This window comes from Variovorax paradoxus (assembly GCF_022009635.1).
Lineage (GTDB): Bacteria > Pseudomonadota > Gammaproteobacteria > Burkholderiales > Burkholderiaceae_C > Variovorax.
Window position 1 is genome coordinate 3,118,168 of record NZ_CP091716.1, and the last position, 20,237, is coordinate 3,138,404.

Genomic DNA, 20,237 nt, shown 5'->3' on the forward strand with positions numbered 1-20,237 from the left:
GCTACGATCAGGCGTTTTGCGGCGTCTGTTGCGACGGGCGCAACTCGCGTGCAGCCTCTTGCGGGCCCACCGACGCCGGGCCGCCATGCCTGATGAACGCCAGGGCGATCGAGCCGATGATTCCGAAAGCCCCGATCACCAGGAAGTTCTGCTCCAGCGGCAGCTCAAGCGCAACGATCTGGCCGATTAGCAGCGGCGCCGCGATCGCGCCCAGGCGCCCCACGCCGGAGGCCATGCCGATGCCGGTCGAGCGGATGGACATCGGGTAAAACTGCCCGCAGTAGGCATAGGCCACCAATTGCGCGCCGGTGGTGCAGGCGCCGACCGCGCCGATGATCAGATAACGCAGCTCGGTCGAGGTCTGGAACGTCATCAGGTACAGCAGCACGCCGCCCAGCGCATACATCCCCACCAGCACCCACTTGATGTTGAACTTGTCGGCGAGCCACCCGCCTCCCACGGCACCGATGATGGCGCCAACGTTCAGCGCGATCACGAAGCTGAGGGCAGACCCCAGGCTGTAGCCAGCCATAGCCATCAGCTTGGTCAGCCAGCTGCTGAGCGCATAGACCATGAACAGGCCCGAGAAGAAGGCGATCCAGAACAGCACCGTGCTCGGGCCTCGCCCGTCCTGGAACAGCCGGGAGACCGGCGCACCCGCCACGCGGTCGGCGGTGGGCACGACGAACTGGGCGTCCGCCGGGTGCTTGACTCCCGGCTGGAGATTACGGGCCACTTCGGCCAGTTCGCCGTTGCGGCTGCGCGAGATCAGGTAGGTCATTGATTCCGGCACCAGCTTCAAGATGAACGGAATCAGCAGGACCGGCACACCCGCTGCGATGAAAACGACCTGCCAGCCGTACTCGCCGATCAGCTGCTTGCCGAGCACCGCGGCCAGGATGCCGCCCAGTGCGTAGCCCGAAGTCATCAGCGCCGTCATCAGGCTGCGGATCTTCTTGGGCGAGTACTCGACCATCTGTGCCACGATGACCGGCAGCACACCGCCAATCCCCAGGCCCGCGATGAAGCGCACCACGCTGAAGCTGATGGGATCCTTGGTGAATCCGGCGGCCGCGGTGAACACGCTGAACAGCATGACGCCAATGGAGAGGGCCCAGCGCCGACCAATCCGGTCGGACAGCGTGCCCAGAACCATGGCGCCGAACATCATGCCGAACAGGGCCGAACTGGCCATGAAACCGGCAGTCGATGCGTTCACGCCCATCTGCTGCATGATGGACGGCAGGGCGATGCCCACCACGGCGATGTCATAGCCGTCGATGATGAGAATCAACAGGCACCACAGAAGCACCTTGGCATGAAAGCGGTTGAAGCGAGCGTCGTCGGCGAGCTTCTGCATGTCGATTTGGCACACGTGTTTGTCTCCTTTGAGTTAGGCTCTGGATCGTGGGGCGGCGGTCATCGCCGCTCCGCTACATGTCGTCCAGCGCACACAAGGAATCCTAGGTGCCGGTGCTGCGAGCCGCGATGACGAAGCGCCCCGATCGAATGACAAACGGCCCCTTTCTGAGAGCACTGTTCAAGTGCGCCAAGAGGTCAGGCGTCAAGCTGAATATGGTCGCCGCGTGCGGCTGATATTCCAGCACGAAGGGCGCTTCTGCCTGCTGGGAACACCCCGGCAGTGTTGGGTGCCCAGGGGCTCACGCCCCATCGTCGGCGCACGCCTCAACGCCAGACCCTGTACGCCTTCGCCGCCGTCAGCACGCACGATGGCGTGATTGACTCTCTGGTGCTGCCCTGGGCCAACGCTGAGACGATGCAGGTGTTCCTGGCCGAGATGGCGCGACGCCATGCCGTCGAGTTCATCATGATGGTCATGGATCAGGCGGGTTGGCACATCGCGGGTCACTTGGATGTGCCACAGAATATGCGCCTAGAGTTTCTGCCAGCCTTGAGCTGAACCCGGTCGAGCATCTGTGGAAGGTGCCGTGCCAGGATTGGTTTGCCAACACGGTGTTCAAAGAACTGGAGGCCGTACACGACGCGCTGGTGCAAGGACTCATTGCTCTCGAAACACATCAGCAAAGAACCCAGTCAATGACAGGCTTGATTGGGTTACTTCTATATCCTTGAGGGCAAATTAGTGCATCAGGCGAGCCGATAGCGCATTGCGCCGTCTTCGTCTTCTGCAGACACGATTTCCCCACGCTGGTCGAGATAGTTTAGGTGGGCGAGCGTCTCTCCGGTCGCGAGGTTGAGGTGCATTTGCTCCGCAACAATGGACGAACGGTACAGGGCGCGAACCAGGTCGATGACCCTCAGAGGCTGCGCAAGTTGTTGCCTGACGCGGTCGGTGCCTCTGACGGTGCTCGCACGCAGTTGCTCCAACCGTAGGTGCAGGCCATGGAAAGGTTCGTTGTGGGCAGGCAGAATCAGGGCGCTCCCAGGTACGCGTTGCATCAACCGGTCGATGGAATCGAGCCAACCCTGCAGAGGATTCGCATGCGGCTCGGTGGCGTACACGGAGGTATTGGAACTGATCCTGGGAAGAACCTGATCCCCCGATATCAGCAAATCCAGTTCGCGCGAGTAGAAGCACGCGTGCTCGGGGGAATGTCCTGTGCCGACGATGACTTCCCATTCCTGGTCCCCGATCCGCAACATCTGGCCATCCGTGAGCCGCACAAAGCTGTCAGGCAATGGATGGATCATTTTACCGAAGTCACCGAACCGGGTGCGGTACTCATCCACCTCGGTGTCGCTCCATCCGGCCCTCCGATAGAAGCGAACGCCATCGACTGGCGCTTCCCGCCCCGTATCGGCAAGCATCACCCGACAGCTCAAATACTCGTCTCGTGTCATCCAAAGCGCGCATTCGAAGCGACGTGTCAACCATCCCGCCATGCCCACATGATCCGGGTGCATGTGCGTCGCTATCACACGGGAGATGGGTCGGCCGGCTAGCGGCCCCTGCGGAGCGAGCAAGGCGAGCCACGCGTTCCTGACGTCCACGCTGCGAATGCCCGTGTCCACGACCGCCCAACCAGGACCGTCGCTCAATGCCCAGAGGTTGATGTGATCCAGGGAAAACGGCAGCGGCATGCGCAGCCACAGCACACCAGGCTTGATTTCCGTGGCTTGGCCAGGGAGTGGGAGATCCGAGAACGGATACGAGAGTGCCGGGGCTGCGTCGGTCATGATGCTTGATTTACATTCTGGCAGTGCTGCTCCTAATGGCGCAGAGCCATCACTCCTATGCAGTGCGAGCTCAGTTTTAGCTTAGGAAGCTTAGAAGTCAGCCTCAACGGTGGCAATGACGAATGACCTCGATAGGCTGATGGAAAACGTCTGCTTCCTGGCACAGCCTGTCGCTGCGCTGCCGTCGGTGCAACTGCCCCAACGGCGGCAAACAGTCTCTTGAGCGCACGAGAGCCTCGCTCGAGGTAGGCCAGGGCCCCGGCAGCTATGAAGGCACCGATCTTCTCGGTGGCCGGCTACAGCCTCGTGGCCGAGCCGGAATCCGTCGAATGCCTCTATGTAGGGTTCTACCTGCTGCGCGAGCGGGCACGGTAGGCTCCCGGCGCGCTGCCGGTCCAGACCTTGAAGGCGCGCTGGAAGGCGGTGCTGTCGGTGAAGCCCAGGTCGGCGGCGATGGCGACGAGCGAGGCTTCGCTGCTGGTCAGGCGCACGATCGCCATGTCGCGCCGCAACTGGTCCTTTAGCGCCTGGAAGGAAGTGCCCTCGGAGGCCAGGTGCCGTTGCAACGCGCTCACCGACAAGTGCAGGCGCTGCGCGGTGACGACCAGGTCGGGCCATTCCGGGCTGGCCCGCTGCAGCACCATGCGGACCCGCGCGCTGGCGCTGCGCTCGTTCAGGTAAGGCCCCACCACGTTGCCCGGCGTGGCGCGCAGGAAGGACTGCAGCGCGTCCCGATCGCGCCGCACCGGCTGTTTAAAGGCATCGGCGTCGAACCAGGCGGCCGTGCGCGGCTGCCCGAAGCACAGCGTGCCGGAAAAGATGCGCCCGTAGCTCATCGCATGGAGCGGCAGCGCAAAATTGAAGTCGAATCGCTGCGGCACCAGCCGGCCGCCGTGCAGCCACAGCAACAAGCGCCAGAACACGCGCAGCAGATGTGCATGAAGGAATTCGGCATGTGCGCCCGGGCCGCCGCGCATCTCCAGCGCGAAGCCCCCCAGCGCGCCCTCGGTCACGGGCACCAGCGTCACGTCGTCCTGCAGCAGGGCGAAGGATTCGCTCAGGCGACGCAGGGCGCATGACAACGAATGGGCAGTGAACGCGCTGCGCACCATTAGCGCGAAGCTGCCCGGGCGCATGGGTCGCTCATGTAGGTAGCCCAGGCACTCGTCGTTCAGGCTGTCCTTGACAGCGATAAATAGCGCGTTGAACTGCTCCACGGTTACGCGCGAATCCTTGAGCTCCAGCAGCGATTCGCTGATGCCGGCGCGCCCCAGCACGCCCTTCAGCCATTCTTGCGTGGCCAGCCCCTTGCCGCGCGCGCCGTCCAGCAGGCCATGCACGGCAAAGATAGGAGCGGTGAAGACGGGTTGCAGCATTGCGTGTGATCGAAGGAGCCAACGCCGGTCGCGCGGGCCAAAAGAAGTTATTTGTCAGTTGATTGAGGCAATCCGCTATCGCCCTCGCAGGGGCCAATTACTACGATTGTCGCATCCCCAAAAACACTTCGGCAGTGGCGCTGTGCGGAACGCCCGGTGCGGGGTCAGAAGCCAACATACAAGGAGACATGCCCATGCTGCCACAGCTGTATCGCCACGCCTGGATGGACCACGAGATCGACGCTTTTCGCGAGCAGGTGCGTCGCTACGTTGCCGCCGAATTCACTCCCCGGCTCGACGAATGGCGCCGCCAGGGCTACATCCCGCGCGAGGTCTGGCGTCCGTTCGGCGGGATGAGCTTTCTGCTGCCCGAGATGCCCGAGACCTATGGTGGTGCCGGCGCCAGCCTCGCCTACCAGCTGGTGGTGCAGGACGAACTGGCCAAGGCCGAGATGCCGGTCAATATCGCGGTGCACACCATCGCTTCGCATTACATCCTGGACTTTGGCACCGAAGCGCAAAAGCAGCGCTGGCTGCCCAAGGTGACGAACGGCGAGATGCTGGCCGCCATCGCGATGACCGAGCCGGGCTGCGGCTCGGATCTGAAGGCCATCTCCACCCGGGCCCGGCGCGACGGCGACTACTACGTGATCGACGGCGCCAAGACCTTCATCACCAACGGCTTCACCGGAAACCTGCTGATCGTCGCGGCGCGCACCAGTGGCGCGGGCAGCAAAGGGGTGTCGCTGTTCGTACTGGAGACCGAGAACCTGCCAGGCTTTCGTGTGGGCCGCCTGCTTGAAAAGATCGGCATGCAGGCCTCGGACACGGCGGAGCTCTTCTTCGACAGCGTGCGCGTTCCAGCCGACCAACTGCTGGGGAGCGTTGAAGGCCAAGGCTTTGGGCAACTGATGGGCGCGCTGCCCTACGAGCGCATGGTCATTGCAGTGCCGGCGGCGGCCGTCATCGACCGGGCGTTGGAGCTCACCATCGAATACACGAAGCAGCGCAAGATATTCGGTGCGCCTCTGTTCGACATGCAGACAACGCGCCAAAAGCTGGCCGAGATGGCGACCATCGCGCATGTGGTGCGCAGCTTCGTCAACGACTGTACACAGAGACTGCTGGACGGCACACTCGACAACGAGGCCGCCTACATGGCCAAGTGGTGGTGCACCGAACAGCAGTGCCGCGTGGTGGACGAGTGTCTCCAATTGTTCGGCGGCTACGGCTACATGGCCGAGTATCCGATCGCGCGGATGTATGCCGCTTCGCGAGTGCAGAAGATCTACGGCGGCGCCAACGAGGTCCTGAAAGACCTGGTTTCGAGGAAGCTGTGAACATGCCGCACACGCTGCAGTTGCCTCTGCACGGCGTCCGTGTGGTGGAGTTTGAGGGCATCGGTCCAGGCCCTCTGGCCGCCAGGATGCTGGTCGACATGGGCGCCGAGGTGATCGCGCTGGCACGGGCCGAGCAGGCTGCTGGGGCGCAGCGGCTGGGCGGGGCGGTGGAGAACCCGCTGCACCGCGGCAAGAAGGTCGAGGTCATCGACCTGAAGTCGCCCGGTGGCAAGGCGCGCGCACTGGAACTGATTGCCCAGGCCGACGCTCTGATCGAAGGCTTTCGCCCAAGGGTGATGGAGCGGCTGGGCTTCGGCCCCGCAGATTGCGCGGCGCTCAATCCCCGGCTGGTCTATGGCCGGATGACGGGCTGGGGCCAGGACGGGCCACTTGCCCAGGCCGCGGGCCACGACCTGAACTACGTCGCGCTGACAGGCCTGCTGTCGCTGTCGGCGCACAGGGGGCAGGCGCCCATCGTGCCGCCCTCGGTACTCGGGGATGGGGCCGGGGCGCTGGGCATGGCCTTCGGCGTCGCCTGCGCGCTGGTCGATGCGCGCGCCACCGGCCACGGCCGGGTCGTGGACGCCGCGATCATTGACATCGTGGCCATGCTGGGCACGCTGGTGCATTGGATTCGCGCCAATGGGCAAATTGACGGCGCGCAGCCGAGCCCGTTTCACGATTCGCCGTTCTATGACGTATACGCTTGCGCTGACGGCGGCTTCATCAGCCTCGCAGCAGTGGAGCCAGCGTTCCACGCGCTTCTGCTGTCGAAGCTGGGCCTTGCTGACGTGAACCCCGCCGAGCAGTACGACGCGGCGACGTGGCCAGCGCTGAAAGAGCGGATCGCAGCCTTTATCCGCAGCCAACCCAGGGCGCACTGGTGCGCGCTGCTCGAAGGCAGCGACGCCTGCTTTGCGCCCGTGCTCAGCCTCGCCGAGGCGGTGCGGCATCCGCATAACGCAGCACGGGGCATTTACCAGATCACCCCATCCGGCGCCATCGAAGCGGCCCCGGCCCCACGGTTCCAGGCACTCGACACAACTACCTAGGAGACAAGCACATGACCGACACCATCCAGCCCACCAAGCCTGTCCGCGGCTGCCCGTCCACCACGGGCAACGAGCGCCAACTGAACACCACAACGCTGATCCGGCACGCTGCGCGCACCCACGGGGACCAGGAGATCGTCTACCGCACACCCGATGGCGGCTGGGATCGCTACACCTATGCCGATTGCTACGCGCGCGTCTGCCGCAGCGCCAATGCACTGCGCGCTCTCGGCGTCGAGCCGGGCGACCGGGTCGGCATCCTGGACTGGAACAGCCGACGCCACTTCGAGCTGTACTGGTCCATTCCCGGCCTGGGTGCTGTCATGTTGCAGATGAATCTGCGCCTGGGCCCAGAGGACCTGGGCTACGTGGTCGACCACAGCAAGGTGTCCTACGTTTGCGTAGACGAGTCATTGCTACCCCTTGCCGAATCCGTCGCAGCGAATTCGCCCCAGATCAAGGGCTGGATTGTCATGACCGACAAGCCGCTGGACCAGATCAAGACCACGCTGAAACCGCTGCTGCACTACGAAGACCTGCTGGCCGCCGCCGACACGAAGATCGACTGGCCCGAGATCGACGAAACCTCGGCCTACAGCGCCTGCTACACCACCGGCACCACGGGCAAGCCCAAGGGCGTGTACTACTCGCACCGCGGCATCTACCTGCACTCCACGGCCATGGCCACCAATCTGGGCATGACGCTGGACGACTGCGTCATGCTCATCACGCCCATGTTCCACGGGCAATGCTGGGGCCTGCCGCAGGCCGCCACGCTGCTCGCCGACAAGATCGTGCTGCCGGGCCGCTACGTTGCCGAAGACACCAAGCCGCTGGTCGATGCCATGATCGCCGAGGGCGTGACCATCGCCAATGGCGCACCGGCCATCTTCCAGCCCATGCTGCAGTACATCGAGACGATGCCGGTCAAGCCGGACTTCAGCCGCATGCGCATGCTGTCTGGCGCCACGGAGCCGCCGCTGTCGATGATGATCGGTTTCTACGACCTCACGGGTGCTGAGGTGGTGCACGCCTACGGCGCCACCGAAGCCACGACGCTGGTGACGATGAACCGCCTCAAGTCCACGCTCAAGAAGCGCTTGACCGAGGAAGAGAAGTGGAACCTCAAGCGCAAGCAGGGTCTGGTGCTGACCGGGGTGGATATTCGCATCCTCGATGCCGACGACAAGGACTTGCCGCACGACGGAAAGTCAGCGGGCGAGATTTGCCTGCGCGGCCCCTGGATAACGGCCAGATACCACGACATGCCTGATTCCGCAGACCGTTTCCTGGAAGGCGGATGGTGGCGCTCGGGCGATGTCGGCACGGTGGACGAGAACGGCTACCTCAAAGTCACCGACCGCATCAAGGACGTGATCAAGAGCGGTGGTGAATGGATTTCTTCCATCGACATGGAAAACCTGCTCATGGGCCACCCGGCCGTGCGCGACGCCGCGGTGGTCGGCATTCCCCATGCGAAGTGGCAGGAACGGCCGCTGGCCCTGGTGGTGCTGAGGCCCGGCCAGCAGGCGACTCAGGAGCAATTGCAGGAACACCTGACCAGCGCCTTCGCCAAGTGGCAGTTGCCAGATCAGGTCCTGTTCGTCGAAGCCATCCCCAAGACCAGCGTCGGCAAGCTCGACAAGAAGCGCATCCGCGCCGAGCATGCGGGCCGCTACGCCGAGTGAGCCAACCTTTTTGCACCAGGAGAAGAACATGAATGACCATGAACCCGTCATCGTCGGTGCGTTGCGCACCCCCGTGGGCAAGCGCGGCGGGCGCCTGCAGAAATGGCACCCCGTCGATCTGCTGGGCGAGACGCTGCGCCAGCTGGTCGAGCGCTCCGGCATCAACCCCGCCGATCTGGACGATGTGATCGTCGGCTGCGTGCTGCAATGGGACCAACAGCACGGCAACCTGGGCCGTCATGCCGTATTGGCGGCGGGGCTGCCCGAATCCGTCCCGGCGGTGACGGTTGACCGGCAATGCGGCTCCGGCCAGCAGGCGGTGAGCTTTGCCGTGCATGGCATCCAGGCGGGCGCTTACCAACTGGTCATCGGCGCCGGGGTGGAATCGATGTCGCAGGCCCCCATGCCGCCGTCATTCAAACCCGGCGCGCCGCTGGGCTCGCAATACAGCCCGCGCGAACTGGCGCGCTACCAGGACAACCCGCTGCTGGCGCAAGGCGCTTCGTCGGAGTTGATGAACAAGCGCTTCGGCCTCACGCGCGAGGCCCTGGACGCTTTCGCCGTGCGCAGCCATCGGCGCGCCACCGAGGCTTTGCAGGCTGGCCGAGTCCAAGACCAACTGGTGCGACTGAACGAAGACCCAGCCGACCCAGACAGCCCGCTCGTCACTGCCGACGAAGGCGTGCGTGCCGACCCGAACCCCGAGAAGATGGCCACGCTCAAGCCCGTGTTTGCCGCCGACGGTGCCACCACGGCCGCCAACTCGTCGCAGATCAGCGATGGCGCCGCCGCGCTGCTGATCGCCAGCCGCGCCTATGCCAAGCAGCATGGCCTGAAGCCGCGCGCGCGCTTCGTCAGCACCGCCGTGGCGGCAGCCGACCCGGTGATCCAGTTCACCGCTGTTCTCGATGCCACCCGCAAGGCGCTGACGGAATCGGGTCTGACCCCGGCCGACATTGACCTGTTTGAAGTCAACGAGGCCTTTGGCGGCGTGCCGCTGATGTTCCAGCAGGAATTCGGCATTCCGGACGATCGCCTCAACGTCAACGGCGGCTCGGTGGCCATCGGCCATCCGCTGGGTTCCACCGGCGCGCGCATGCTCACCGACCTGCTGTGCGAGCTGGAGCGGCGGGGCGGCCGCTATGGCCTGCAGACCATCTGCGAGGCTTCGGGCACGGCCAATACCACCATCATCGAGCGGCTTGGATGAGCGGAGCCACCATGAGCGAAGCCAGCGAAGTGCTCGTCAGCCGCGATGGCGCCATCGCCACCTTGACCATCAACCGCCCGCGCGCGAAGAACAGCTTGAACCGCGCGGTATTCGATGGCCTGCGTGCGCAGCTTGTGCAACTGCGCGACGACGATACCGTGCGCGCGGTCATCATCACCGGCGCCGAGGGCGTGTTCTGCGCCGGGGCCGACATCACGGCCTTCGATGCGCTGCGCGCCGAGCCACTGCTGGGCGATCGTGCGGCAGCAGGCGGCCACTTTTGGTCGGAACTGGAGCGCTTCCCCAAGCCCGTCATCGCAGCGGTGGAAAAGCTCGCGCTGGGCGGCGGCACAGAATTAGCGCTGGCCTGCGACATCGCGATCGCTGGCGAGTCTGCCAATTTTGGTGTGCCGGAAGTCAAGCTGGGCGCCATTCCGGGTGCCGGGGGCACGCAGCGCCTGATCCACGCTATCGGTAAGTCCAAGGCCATGGCCCTGTTGCTGACCGGCGATTTCATCGACGCCCGCAAGGCTTGCGATGCAGGCATGGTCGCCGAAGTGACGGCTGATGGCCAGGCCCTGCCGACGGCGTTGGCGATGGCCAACCGGATTGCAGCCAATTCGCCGCTGGCCGTGGCGCTGGCGAAAGATGCGGCACTGGCCAGCTTTGAGACTCCGCTCGCGCAAGGCCTGGAGCATGAGAAGCGTAATTTCCTCGTCGCTTTGCGTTCGGCCGACAACCTGGAAGGGCAAGCGGCATTCCTGGGCAAGCGCACCCCCCACTTCACGGGCCAATAACGCCTGTCTATCTGTCATCCATCGAGGAAAAACCATGCAACTGAACTCCGACATCTCGGCCATCATCACCGGGGGCGCTTCCGGCCTGGGAGCCGCCACGACCCGGCGTTTGGCCAGCCGTGGCGTCAAAGTCGCCATCTTCGACATGAACGAAACCGTCGGCCAGGCGTTGGCCAGCGAACTCGGCGGCGTTTACTGCAATGTGGACGTGACATCTGAGGAGCAGGTGGACACCGCCTTCGCCAAGGCCCGTGCGGCCATCGGGCAGGAGCGCATTCTGGTCAACTGCGCCGGTACTGCCGATGCCGTCAAGACTGTCAGCCGCGACAAGAAAACCGGCGAAATCCGCCCATGCGCGGCAGATCGCTTCAATCGCATCATTCAGATCAACCTGGTGGGCACCTTCCGTTGCATCGCCAAGTCAGCCGCGGGTATGTTGACGCTCGCGCCGCTGACCGATGGCGAGCGCGGCGTCATCGTCAACACCGCTTCGGCCGCCGCGCAGGACGGCCAGGTCGGCCAGGCCAGCTATGCGGCCAGCAAGGCAGCCATCGTGGGCATGACCCTGCCAATCGCGCGCGACATGATGGACGAAGGGATCCGGATCAACACCATCATGCCGGGGATCTTCGGTACACCGTTGCTGCTGGGTCTGCCGGACAACGTCAAACAGGCGCTGGCGGCCAGCGTGCCCTTCCCCAAGCGTTTAGGCGACCCCGATGAATTCGCGCAGGCCGTCGAGTTTCTCGTTACTTGCGGCTACATGAATGCCGAGTCCATTCGTGTGGATGGTGCCATTCGCATGGCGCCGCGCTGACGCTGAAATTTTGATCAATCAGGGAACGTCAGCATGCCTGGAAATCCGGTAATTCTCGAAAAGAATGGTGCCGTCGCGACCATAACACTCAACTCGCCAAAAAAAATGAATGCGTTGAGCACGTCGGTCGTAAACGTGCTCGCTGGTGTCATTGCAGATGTCGAACGCGATGGCTCGATTCGAGCTTTGCTGCTGCGCGGCGAGGGCCGGATGTTCAGTTGCGGAGGCGACATCGAAGAAATGGTGGCCGCAGGCGATGCGTTGTCTACCTTGGTCGATGACGAACTGAGAGTGGCCGAAAGCATGATTCCTCAATTCGCCAGCCTGCCGTTCCCGGTAGTCTGCGCCGTACAAGGCGCGGTAGCCGGAGGCCGGAGGCGGTCTCGGGCTTGCCTTGGCCTCTGACTACCTGATTGCCGCAAGTGGGACGAAGTTTGTGGCGGCCCATACCGGCCTCGGATACGCGGGGGATTTCGGCATCAGCTGGCTACTTCCACGCGCAGTGGGTGGACGACGCGCACGAGACATGATCTTGACCAATCGCGTAGTCAGTTCGGACGAGGCCTTGGCCTGGGGATTGGTCGAGAAAGTGGTTCCTGGCGAGAGCCTGCTGGGCGAAGCGCGGCGTATGGCGGTGCAATTTTCGGTCGGACCAACGCAAGGTTATGCGGGCGCCAAGCGCCTGCAACTCGCTGCCTTCGAGAGTGATCTGGCGACCTCATTGAGGCTGGAGGCGGCCGAAATGAATCGAGCCTCGAAAACCACAGATTCGCTGGAAGCGGTTCACGCGTTCGTCGCAAAGCGAGTCCCGCAGTTTGCCGGACGCTGAACGGCTGTAGACGCATCCGGTCGGTAGGTGCTCAATCGCTGCTGGCGTCAGGTAACGGATAAACCCTGCTGCCGTCGGATTTGCCAGGATAGGGTGCCACCATGTACCTGCCCAGAAATCAGCATGCCGAGTCGTTGTTCGATGACCGGCGTCCATGGCACCAAGCTGAACCCCATACCATCATCGAGCATGGCAAAGCGGCCACTGGCGAGCATGAGGCTGCGCCGGTAGATGCCGGTCACGCGCTGGCCATCGGCCGCCAGACGGTGTTCCAGCCCGGTTTCGGTGGCAATATCCTTGGCAGCCCGAATCACATCCCGATCGCGTAGTGTCGCCAATAGATTGCGCGCGAGGATTACGCGCTGCCCGCGCCGCTCTGCCAGCCCCTGTTCGGCCAGGAATTCGGCGCGCTGCTGCATCGCCTGGTTGACCTCGCTGCCAAAGCCCAGGTTGCCCAGGCCCGAGCCGCCGCCGATCAACTGCTGGTCGAGCCAGGTGGCTCCGATCACGCGGGCCTGCCGCTCGATGGGCAGGTGCGATTTCAGCTCCACCGCCACGCCGCCCAGGCGCTGCGCATCGTAGCGACGGCCCTGCTCGGGCAAGTCGTCCGGCACCTTCCATAGCCCCTCGGCCACCCGTTCCACGATACCGGCACGGCGCAAGGCTTCCAGCCGGCGGACGTGGGACGCGACCACTTCCTGCGGATCGCGGCCGGGCACGGCCTGACCCTGCGCGATGGCAAGGTGGTGGTCGGTGCGGTACAGGCCATCGCTCGCCAACGCGGCGATGTTCTTGTCGGCCGCGCGCACGTCAGCCGATCTCCTTGCCTCCACCACGGCGCCGGTCGGATAGTTCGCCAGCTCGTCGCGGGCGTTGAGCGCAACGTAGTGGGCCTTGCCGTCCACGCCGTCGATGACCAGATAGCCCCGGTCGTGCAGTTCGTCGGCCAGCCCCTTCGCGGCCACGCGGCCGAGGATGGTTCGGCCATCGTCCCCAGGCTCGAACACCGCCAGTTCGCGTGGCTCGCCGCGCATGGCCCGCTGCATGGTGCGGATGATGTCGCCGCGCTCGCCCAGGGCGCGCAGGGTCTTTTCCGCATCGTTGTGGACGGTCCACGTGCCGGGCTGGGCCTCGTCGGCCAGGCCCAGGCGCTGCAAACGCTGCAACCTGCCGATCAGCAGCAGACGCTGGCGTTGCAGTCGGGGTTCGTTGAGCCGTTCGACATGCACCATGCCATCGTCGCCGGCCTCGCGCTTCAAGGTGCGATCCAGGCTCGTCCACCGCTCCTGATCCACCTCGCGCCGCAAGGTCTGCTGGATCTCCAGCTCGGTGCGCGGCCCCAGCCATTCGGTCGCCAGTTCGGCGGCGCGATGGCGGAACCCATCGGCGATGTAGTCGCCCGCGATGATGAGGTCTTTGCCGGTGTCGTCGCGCCCGCGCACGACGATGTGCGTGTGCGGGTTGTCGGTGTTCCAGTGATTGACGGCCACCCAATCGAGGCCCGTGCCAAGGTCGGCCTCCATGCGACCCATGAGGTGCCGGGTATAGGTGCGCAGGTCTTCCAGCTCCGCGCCATCTTCGGGCGAAAGGATAAAGCGGAAGTGATGCCGGTCGTCGGCGCAGCGTTCCTTGAACGCATCGAGGTCGGCGGCATCGGTCTGCGGCCCGTAGGCTTGGCCCGACTCGCCATCGCGGCCCACACCATCGCGCTCGATATAGCGCAGGTGCTTGGCAAGCGACTGCGGGCTGGCTCGGTGCTGATTGAGCAGCAGCGTCTTGATGGTCACACGCCGCGACATGGACGTGAGCTTCGCCCCCGCGAAGCGCGCCGCCGTGTGGCCGCGTCCCAAGCGTGAGCCGGGCCGCTGGCCGGAGCCGGCACTCTTGCTACTGCCACCAGGACGGCGCACCGAGGACTTACCGCCGCTGGCCTTGCCCGCCTGCTTGAGTACCTTGGAGACGAAGCTCTGGCCCCGGTTCTTCGGGGCGCTGGGACGGATGCGGAAATCGTCGTCGCGGCGGTCGGTCATGGCTGTGCTCCTTGCAAGTTCTGGCGTGTCCGGGCGTGCGAAGCACGCGGACATGCCCGCATCGGCGCGGGCTTCGCGCCCCACGCGGCACGGTGGCGAAGCCGCTGCGTGTCGCGCCACCCCCATGTGCAGACTGGCTTTGCGGGCCGACAGGTGCCGCACCCTTTTGTCTTGCCTTCCGCATTTGCCTCTCGCATCCGCTCCCGGCAACTGCGGCCCGGTGGCAAGGCTGCACCAGCAGCCAGCGCACCGGCGAACACGGCGATGGCCGCAGGCCAGCCGTGTTCGAGGCAAGACGCCTGCACGTGGGACGGCTGCGCCGGAGGCAGCGCGAAGTGCCGCGCGGATGCGCTCGCACTGCACGCACGACGACACCGCGACAGCAGCCCGAACGACACGCCCAATAGCACGACGATGCGCAGCGAATCGGCGGCCGTCATGGGCGCGACTCCAACCAGACCGGACGCGCAACGCCGATCACGGCGGCTGCGCTGACCGGCCCGAAATACCGGCTGTCGAACGACGCCGGATTGGTGACACTGAGCAGGAACAGCTCGCCAGGCCGAAGGCGGTGGCACTGCTGCCAGGATGGCAGCGGCCGGCCCCAGCGATCGGCAGACAGCACGGCGGCCGAAGGCACGCCGTCGATAAGGACTCTGCCGTCGGCGATACACACCTCCTGCGGCGCCACCGCGCCCACGCGCTTGAGCAACGGGATGCGCGTCGGCAGGTAGCCGCGCTGCGCAGCGAGCGCGGCAGCCTCGGCAGGCAGCGGCACCAGCACGATGCTGCCCACGGACAAAGGATGTGGCGGCGAGCTGGTGCGATGGTCGAGCGGATCGACGCGATACCAACCGACCGCCACGCTGTCGGACGGGTTGTAGGTCAGGCGCGGCAGTGGATGCACGAAGGACGCCCAGGCCAGCGCAGCGAGGCCGCAGACGGACAGGCCCGCCAGCACGATGCGAGCGCGCAGGCGCGAGCGAGGATGCGTGACAGCAGTGGAAACAGAAATCGTGGTCATGACAGCGCTCTCCCGGCCAGCCAGGCGGCGTGCCGCTCGGCGCTGTATTCGGGCAACTGCAGGCGCGCCGCGAGCCGGTTGCCCAGCGTGCGCCAGTACGCGGGCGAAGCGCCAGCAGGCACGATGCCCAGCGCCTCGATGGCGTCGATGCGTGCCAGCACCGCACGCACCGACTGCTCACCCTCGGCGTGCAGCAACAGGCGCGCGCCTGGCTGCACGCCGGGGATGCGCTGCGCGCCATCCATCGACATGCACGCCTGCATCACCATGAGCTGCCAGCGGATCGTGCCGTAGTCGTTGGCCTGCCAACGGATGCGGCAGAGAACCGCATTCGGAGTGAACACCGCGCAGCGGCGCCAGCGATCCAACCGGATGATGTGAGCAGGATCACCGAAGCGCAGGTAGAGGTCGAAGCGTTGGTCGATGTATGCGAGCGCAACGCGCGTCAGCGGCACGCCGTCGGCCACGCCGACAGGCGGGATGGACGGCGGTGCCGATGCAGTCGAAGTCGTTGAGGCGGACGTGTTCATGAGGACTTCTCCGGGAATTCGCGCTCCAGCAGCGCGCGCAGCAGATCGGCCACCGTCACGCCTAGCGTGAAGGCCGATACCTTGATGCGCGCCCGCATGGCGGGCGTGATGTCGAGGGTCAGGCGAGCTGTGTAGAGGTCGCCTTTCTGGAGGTCATCGGCGCTGCCCTGGCGAATCCACGCCTCAGCGTGCGGATTCGCGGGCGGACGCGCGCCGATACCGACGCGCTTTGCCGTGCGCTTGCTGGCGGGACTGCTCATGACGGCCACCGCAGCAGTTCATCGACCAGCGCAGCGATTTCGCGCGCGGCGGCGCTGTCCGGCGCCGTCTCGCGTGCAAGCCGGCCAGCGGCCACGCTGTCGGCGAACACGATGCGCTGATGCATTTCCGCGCGCAGCGCAGGCAGCGGCTGCTCGGCCAGCGCGCCACGTGCCTCGCGTCCGATTACGGTGGTGCTGACGCGCCGATTGATGACGAAGGCCGCGCGCAGCGCTGGCCGGAACACCTGCGCCTCGCGGATCAGCGCCACCATCTCGGCAGAAGCCCACAGGTCGTAGGGGCTGGGCTGAACCGGGATCAGCACGCGCTCGGCCGCCAGCAGCGCGGAGCGCGCCAAGGCGGCGATGCGCGGCGGGCCGTCGATGACGACATGATCGGCCCGCCTGGCGAGTTCTGGTGCTTCCTGATGCAGCGTTTCGCGTGCGAGGCCCACGGCGCTGAACAGCCTTGGCAAACCTTGCTGGCTGCGGCGCTGTGTCCAGTCCAGCGCGGAGCCCTGTGGATCGGCATCCAGCAGGATGACCGACTGCCCGCGCATCGCCAGCTCGCCGGCGATGTGGGTGGCGAGCGTGGTCTTGCCCACGCCGCCTTTTTGGTTCAGCAGCGCGACGATCATGGCCTGGCCCTCCGCGTTGGAAAGCCTGGCTGTTGCAGCTGGATTTCGGGCAGCGTGGTGGTTGTCCACCGTGGCGCGGCGCTTCTACTATCAGTTAGATGTTTTAAGTTAGGGAAGTTAAGGGAGGCCGAAACCCGCGCCAGCATTGGCTTTGCGGCCGATGGACACGCCTGATAGCACGATAGTCCCACGCCTGATAGCACGACACCGGGCACGCCTGATAGCACGAGTCCGTCCACAGGGCGCGCACCGTTTATCCCCGTGCCGCGGACGGCACGGGACGCCCTGGCCGGAACGTCAGCAGCTCGGCGCCATCCAGCCGCTCGATGCCCAGGACGTAGCCCGGTAGCGACTGCCGCGCCACCAGGGCGCGCAGGTCGCAGGCGAAGTCGTAGGGCTTGGCCGTGCTGCCCGACTTGCGGTGCAGGTGCCGGAAGTCGAATTGCCAGCCGCCCGGCTGTCGCCCGCCGTGCTTGCGCACCAGACGGTACAGCCACCGCTCGATCCCGCCCGTCAGCTGGAAATACGCCGGATCGATGGTCAGCACCAGCGCGGCATCGAGCACGCCCGCATAGAACCAGTCCGGCAGGATCAGCTCCAGCCCCAAGGGCGTGCCCTTGGCATCGGCCAGCTCCTTCCACTCGTTGATCCACGAGAAGCGATGCAGGCGCCGCCCAGTCGTCTCGCGGATCGACGTGGCCACCGTCGTGGATTGCAGGCGATCCAGCGCCGCCTTGAGGCGCTGGTAGTCTCGCAGCGACGTACCGCGCCCGATGAAGCGCAGGATCTCGTAGGGCGTGGCCTGCATCAGCCGCGACGGGCGCAAGCCCGCGTCGCGGGCTTCCACGATCTGCGAAGCCGCCCAGATCAGCACGTCCGCGTCCCAAATCGTGGCGATGCCGTGCTCCTGCGTGCCCTCCACGCGGATCGTCACGCCGCTGGCCTGGAAGTCGATGGGCGCCGTGCGCCGCGACTTTGCCAGCGAGAAGAACGGAAAGGCCATCAGGTCCTGGCTGTCGCGCGGCGCCATGTTGCCCGGCAAGGCGCGGAACAGATCGAGCTGTTCGCGCTCCTGCCTGACTGCCCCGGATGGGCTGGACATGGCGAAGGCCACCCGCACTCCAGCGATCAGCGCGCACGGCTGTCCGCCGAGTGCTGCTCGGCGTATTCGGGATCGGACGTGCTCTCGAAGCTGCGATCCGCAGCCCAGGCATCGAGGTCGGCCACGGCGTACATGACGCGGCGGCCGAACTTGCGAAACTTGGGGCCGCCACCCAGCACGCGCTGCTTTTCCAGCGTGCGCGGCGACAGCCGCAGGTAATCGGCAGCCTCGTCGTTGGTGAGATAACGCTGCGGTTGCGCGGCAGCGGTCGAGACAGTAGCGGCAGGCCGCAAGGGAGCAGGACGCATGGTGAGAACCTCCATCGGTTGCAGGGCTCCGGCCACACAGCGCAACCGGATGGAGGCAGTCTCAGAAAACGAAGCCCTCGTGCTCAGGGTCGTTTTGCGCTCTCTTCAAAACGACCCTTCTCAAGCGGCGGCAGTTGTGCTAGGCGGCGATAGCCGCCGCGCATCAGCGCATCGCCGCGCCGCACCAGGCGGCGCACCTTGGAGCGCAGGCCGCCGTCGCTGTACCAACCAGCTGCGGCATCCGCGCCGAACAAGCCTTCAGCTACGTCGCGTAAGGACGCACCCGCCAGGGTCGCATCGAGCGCCTGCAGGGTGTGCAGCTCCAGCAGCGCCGCAGGCGGTGGCCTGGGCCGCGCCATTGGCGCAGGCGTGTCGGGCACATGCGTGGTGCCGTGACCGCGGTGGGCGTAAGCCACGGCCATGCCGTCCTCCAGGCCAGGCGCCAGCGCATAGCGCAGGCAATGGCCTGAACTGCGCGCGATCAGCGCCAGGCCCTTGCCGTCATGCAGCAGCTGCTTGTGACCGGGGATGCACCAGAAGGCGAAGGCCGCAGCGTCAGGCGGCGGATCGGCATCCGGGTGGAGCTGCACCACGGCTTCATGGCCAGGCAGCCAGGCCGGATGCGCGTCACGCGCATCCAGGGCCGGGTCTTCCAGCAGACGCAAGCCCCAGCGATGCGCAGCATCGAGGCGGCGCGCACGGTGGAGCCAGTCAAGCCGGTAATCGGGATGGCGGCGCAGATACTCCCAGGCCAGTGCCAGCGTATCCAGGCACAGCACGTAGAGGTAGGCGGCAGTCGGATACCAGTGCGCGAGGTGGTGCGGTTCGGCCATGACGCAAACTCCCGTAGAGCAGGACGGCCGTCACCGGTTTCACACGCAAACGTCACCGCATCGAACTAGCATCCAATCGTGAATAAGCTGGTAGATTAGTAACTTGCGTGTCAAGACGAAAAGCATCCGATGGATTGCGTGGATCGTCTGAATGCGACGGTGGCGCGCGAGGAAATGCGGCCTCCTGCGATACCCACCGTGCCCGATGGCACGGCCGGCATCATGACTGTTTGCGTCAGGATGGCACCGGTTTGGTGCAACAGTGCGAACTAAGACCTGACAGGTCTGAAGCAAGACCGAAATAGTCTCAATGCGCCCGGCTAGACCGTGGCGCGAACGGCTCAATCGAGGACGGAACCGTTCTCCTTAGCCAGCCGCAGGTACTCCGACAACGGGCGCACCGCCCGGAAATACCGATCCCGCATGACGGGTTGCTGGCGTGGCCCGACGATGGAAGCCAGGTCGGAAAGTTTCACCGTCCCCAACTCGGGCATGCTGATTCCCAGGTCGATCAGGCCGTAGGCCGTGTCGCCATCGACGGGATCGAGCGAAGTCAGCAGCCAGGTGGCGTGCGCATCTGGCGTGAACAACCGCACCACGGGCAACGGGTCATTGGCCAAGCCAGCGGCCCGGACCCGGCCGTGTTCCAGCAGTTGCTTGCGCTCGTCCTCGGTGATGAGCCGGTTCATAGATACCCCCTCATTCGTACAAAACCGCCGAAGAGTGAAAGCGCAGAACCGTATCGGCGGGTTTGAGGAAAGGCACGCAAGCGGCTTTGCGCTTCCGTCCAAAACCGCAGATACGGATTTCCGTAAAAGCACAAAAGCGGTAGGTTTACATGAATGAACACTATAGGTTGTAGTCCTATAGGGCGCAATCGACTGTCATCTTGGATTTTGGGGAGATCCAAGGTTGGCAGCGAAACATACATTGTCGGAGGCACTAAAGACCATCAGGAAAGCGCGTGGATTGAGCCAGGAGGCGTTCTCCGACGTGTCCAGCCGCACCTACATGAGTACGCTGGAGCGCGACCTCAAAAGTCCGACCCTGAACAAGCTCGCCGAGCTGTGCGAGGTCATGGAGATCCACCCGCTCACGCTGCTGACGCTGGCCTATGCCGGCGACGACCTGCAGCAGGTCGATCAACTGCTGGCGCAGGTGCGCCAGCAGTTGGAGACTGTGACGAAGAAGAGTGACACGCCATAGCGTGCGACGTCGCTGGCGTGGCCGATCCGGCGCCGCCGGTT

The 20,237-nt window shown here is 65.1% G+C and carries 22 protein-coding genes; 10 read left to right on the forward strand and 12 right to left on the reverse strand.

The window, feature by feature from the left end:
• Positions 1-7: 7 nt before the first annotated feature.
• Positions 8-1,375 (reverse strand): MFS transporter, encoded by a 1,368-nt coding sequence (locus tag L3V85_RS14485; RefSeq protein ID WP_012436225.1) that lies wholly within the window; start codon positions 1,373-1,375, stop codon positions 8-10.
• Positions 1,376-1,642: 267 nt separating this feature from the next.
• Here L3V85_RS14485 and L3V85_RS14490 point away from each other — a divergent pair, with 267 nt between their 5' ends.
• On the forward strand, positions 1,643-1,921 hold the full coding sequence (locus L3V85_RS14490) for a transposase (RefSeq protein WP_012436224.1): 279 nt from the start codon (positions 1,643-1,645) through the stop codon (positions 1,919-1,921).
• Positions 1,922-2,109: 188 nt separating this feature from the next.
• On the opposite strand, the gene L3V85_RS14495 is transcribed toward L3V85_RS14490, so the two are convergent.
• Together L3V85_RS14495 and L3V85_RS14500 are read right to left on the reverse strand one after the other, a co-directional pair.
• Positions 2,110-3,159, reverse strand: a complete 1,050-nt coding sequence (locus L3V85_RS14495) for an MBL fold metallo-hydrolase (RefSeq protein WP_012436223.1) — start codon at positions 3,157-3,159, stop codon at positions 2,110-2,112.
• A 347-nt stretch (positions 3,160-3,506) separates the two neighbouring features.
• Positions 3,507-4,535, reverse strand: coding sequence for an AraC family transcriptional regulator (locus tag L3V85_RS14500; RefSeq protein ID WP_012436221.1), 1,029 nt, complete (start codon positions 4,533-4,535; stop codon positions 3,507-3,509).
• 194 nt (positions 4,536-4,729) lie between these two features.
• On the opposite strand from L3V85_RS14500, the gene L3V85_RS14505 reads away from it, so the two are divergent.
• The 8 genes from L3V85_RS14505 to L3V85_RS37325 are packed head-to-tail and all read left to right on the forward strand — an operon-like array spanning position 4,730 to position 12,268.
• Entirely contained in the window at positions 4,730-5,875 is a 1,146-nt protein-coding gene (locus L3V85_RS14505) for an acyl-CoA dehydrogenase family protein (protein ID WP_012436220.1), read from the forward strand.
• A gap of 2 nt (positions 5,876-5,877) precedes the next feature.
• Positions 5,878-6,927 (forward strand): CaiB/BaiF CoA transferase family protein, encoded by a 1,050-nt coding sequence (locus L3V85_RS14510; protein WP_012436219.1) that lies wholly within the window; start codon positions 5,878-5,880, stop codon positions 6,925-6,927.
• Positions 6,928-6,938: 11 nt separating this feature from the next.
• The gene (locus tag L3V85_RS14515; RefSeq protein WP_012436218.1) at positions 6,939-8,615 is read left to right on the forward strand and encodes a long-chain fatty acid--CoA ligase; all 1,677 of its coding nucleotides are present in this window, start codon (positions 6,939-6,941) and stop codon (positions 8,613-8,615) included.
• Between the two features lie 28 nt (positions 8,616-8,643).
• The gene (locus L3V85_RS14520) at positions 8,644-9,825 is read left to right on the forward strand and encodes a thiolase family protein (protein ID WP_012436217.1); all 1,182 of its coding nucleotides are present in this window, start codon (positions 8,644-8,646) and stop codon (positions 9,823-9,825) included.
• Positions 9,822-10,622, forward strand: coding sequence for an enoyl-CoA hydratase/isomerase family protein (locus L3V85_RS14525; protein WP_041672598.1), 801 nt, complete (start codon positions 9,822-9,824; stop codon positions 10,620-10,622). Before L3V85_RS14520 ends, L3V85_RS14525 begins: the two co-directional genes overlap by 4 nt.
• Positions 10,623-10,656: 34 nt before the next feature.
• Entirely contained in the window at positions 10,657-11,439 is a 783-nt protein-coding gene (locus tag L3V85_RS14530; protein WP_012436215.1) for an SDR family NAD(P)-dependent oxidoreductase, read from the forward strand.
• Between the two features lie 33 nt (positions 11,440-11,472).
• Entirely contained in the window at positions 11,473-11,844 is a 372-nt protein-coding gene (locus L3V85_RS37320) for an enoyl-CoA hydratase/isomerase family protein (protein WP_230965136.1), read from the forward strand.
• Positions 11,834-12,268, forward strand: coding sequence for an enoyl-CoA hydratase/isomerase family protein (locus L3V85_RS37325; protein ID WP_230965135.1), 435 nt, complete (start codon positions 11,834-11,836; stop codon positions 12,266-12,268). Before L3V85_RS37320 ends, L3V85_RS37325 begins: the two co-directional genes overlap by 11 nt.
• A 47-nt stretch (positions 12,269-12,315) precedes the next feature.
• Here L3V85_RS37325 and L3V85_RS14540 read toward each other — a convergent pair whose 3' ends face one another.
• The 9 genes from L3V85_RS14540 to L3V85_RS14580 all read right to left on the reverse strand — a co-directional run bounded on the left by L3V85_RS14540 (position 12,316) and on the right by L3V85_RS14580 (position 19,679).
• A complete protein-coding gene (locus L3V85_RS14540) occupies positions 12,316-14,298 on the reverse strand; it encodes a relaxase/mobilization nuclease domain-containing protein (RefSeq protein ID WP_012436214.1) in 1,983 nt (660 codons plus the stop codon).
• Between the two features lie 436 nt (positions 14,299-14,734).
• Positions 14,735-15,322, reverse strand: coding sequence for a S26 family signal peptidase (locus tag L3V85_RS14545; RefSeq protein WP_012436213.1), 588 nt, complete (start codon positions 15,320-15,322; stop codon positions 14,735-14,737).
• A complete protein-coding gene (locus tag L3V85_RS14550; RefSeq protein WP_012436212.1) occupies positions 15,319-15,852 on the reverse strand; it encodes a DUF2840 domain-containing protein in 534 nt (177 codons plus the stop codon). The genes L3V85_RS14545 and L3V85_RS14550 overlap by 4 nt, the downstream gene beginning before the upstream one ends.
• Positions 15,849-16,112: a hypothetical protein gene (locus L3V85_RS14555; protein ID WP_012436211.1), complete on the reverse strand. Its 264-nt coding sequence runs from the start codon at positions 16,110-16,112 to the stop codon at positions 15,849-15,851. Before L3V85_RS14555 ends, L3V85_RS14550 begins: the two co-directional genes overlap by 4 nt.
• Entirely contained in the window at positions 16,109-16,747 is a 639-nt protein-coding gene (parA, locus tag L3V85_RS14560; protein WP_012436210.1) for a ParA family partition ATPase, read from the reverse strand. Before parA ends, L3V85_RS14555 begins: the two co-directional genes overlap by 4 nt.
• Before the next feature lie 253 nt (positions 16,748-17,000).
• Positions 17,001-17,849 carry a replication initiator protein A gene (locus tag L3V85_RS14565; protein WP_012436209.1) on the reverse strand — a complete coding sequence of 283 codons (849 nt, stop codon included), beginning with the start codon at positions 17,847-17,849 and terminating at the stop codon, positions 17,001-17,003.
• 26 nt (positions 17,850-17,875) lie between these two features.
• Positions 17,876-18,157 carry a helix-turn-helix transcriptional regulator gene (locus L3V85_RS14570; RefSeq protein WP_012436208.1) on the reverse strand — a complete coding sequence of 94 codons (282 nt, stop codon included), beginning with the start codon at positions 18,155-18,157 and terminating at the stop codon, positions 17,876-17,878.
• 83 nt (positions 18,158-18,240) lie between these two features.
• Positions 18,241-18,990, reverse strand: coding sequence for a DUF2285 domain-containing protein (locus L3V85_RS14575; protein WP_012436207.1), 750 nt, complete (start codon positions 18,988-18,990; stop codon positions 18,241-18,243).
• A gap of 341 nt (positions 18,991-19,331) precedes the next feature.
• Entirely contained in the window at positions 19,332-19,679 is a 348-nt protein-coding gene (locus L3V85_RS14580; RefSeq protein ID WP_012436206.1) for a DUF2958 domain-containing protein, read from the reverse strand.
• A gap of 223 nt (positions 19,680-19,902) precedes the next feature.
• Between L3V85_RS14580 and L3V85_RS14585 the strand changes: the two genes are divergently transcribed.
• Positions 19,903-20,196, forward strand: coding sequence for a helix-turn-helix domain-containing protein (locus L3V85_RS14585; protein ID WP_012436205.1), 294 nt, complete (start codon positions 19,903-19,905; stop codon positions 20,194-20,196).
• Positions 20,197-20,237 lie beyond the last annotated feature (41 nt).

Coding starts and splice junctions, on each gene's coding strand:
- L3V85_RS14580 (WP_012436206.1), bottom strand. CDS start 19,679: ATGAACCGGCTCATCACCGAGGACGAGCGCAAGCAACTGCTGGAACAC.
- L3V85_RS14515 (WP_012436218.1), top strand. CDS start 6,939: ATGACCGACACCATCCAGCCCACCAAGCCTGTCCGCGGCTGCCCGTCC.
- L3V85_RS14495 (WP_012436223.1), bottom strand. CDS start 3,159: ATGACCGACGCAGCCCCGGCACTCTCGTATCCGTTCTCGGATCTCCCA.
- L3V85_RS14500 (WP_012436221.1), bottom strand. CDS start 4,535: ATGCTGCAACCCGTCTTCACCGCTCCTATCTTTGCCGTGCATGGCCTG.
- L3V85_RS37320 (WP_230965136.1), top strand. CDS start 11,473: ATGCCTGGAAATCCGGTAATTCTCGAAAAGAATGGTGCCGTCGCGACC.
- L3V85_RS14555 (WP_012436211.1), bottom strand. CDS start 16,112: ATGAGCAGTCCCGCCAGCAAGCGCACGGCAAAGCGCGTCGGTATCGGC.
- L3V85_RS14550 (WP_012436212.1), bottom strand. CDS start 15,852: ATGAACACGTCCGCCTCAACGACTTCGACTGCATCGGCACCGCCGTCC.
- parA (WP_012436210.1), bottom strand. CDS start 16,747: ATGATCGTCGCGCTGCTGAACCAAAAAGGCGGCGTGGGCAAGACCACG.
- L3V85_RS14525 (WP_041672598.1), top strand. CDS start 9,822: ATGAGCGGAGCCACCATGAGCGAAGCCAGCGAAGTGCTCGTCAGCCGC.
- L3V85_RS14570 (WP_012436208.1), bottom strand. CDS start 18,157: ATGCGTCCTGCTCCCTTGCGGCCTGCCGCTACTGTCTCGACCGCTGCC.
- L3V85_RS14530 (WP_012436215.1), top strand. CDS start 10,657: ATGCAACTGAACTCCGACATCTCGGCCATCATCACCGGGGGCGCTTCC.
- L3V85_RS14510 (WP_012436219.1), top strand. CDS start 5,878: ATGCCGCACACGCTGCAGTTGCCTCTGCACGGCGTCCGTGTGGTGGAG.
- L3V85_RS14540 (WP_012436214.1), bottom strand. CDS start 14,298: ATGACCGACCGCCGCGACGACGATTTCCGCATCCGTCCCAGCGCCCCG.
- L3V85_RS14545 (WP_012436213.1), bottom strand. CDS start 15,322: ATGACCACGATTTCTGTTTCCACTGCTGTCACGCATCCTCGCTCGCGC.
- L3V85_RS14520 (WP_012436217.1), top strand. CDS start 8,644: ATGAATGACCATGAACCCGTCATCGTCGGTGCGTTGCGCACCCCCGTG.
- L3V85_RS14505 (WP_012436220.1), top strand. CDS start 4,730: ATGCTGCCACAGCTGTATCGCCACGCCTGGATGGACCACGAGATCGAC.
- L3V85_RS14565 (WP_012436209.1), bottom strand. CDS start 17,849: ATGTCCAGCCCATCCGGGGCAGTCAGGCAGGAGCGCGAACAGCTCGAT.
- L3V85_RS14575 (WP_012436207.1), bottom strand. CDS start 18,990: ATGGCCGAACCGCACCACCTCGCGCACTGGTATCCGACTGCCGCCTAC.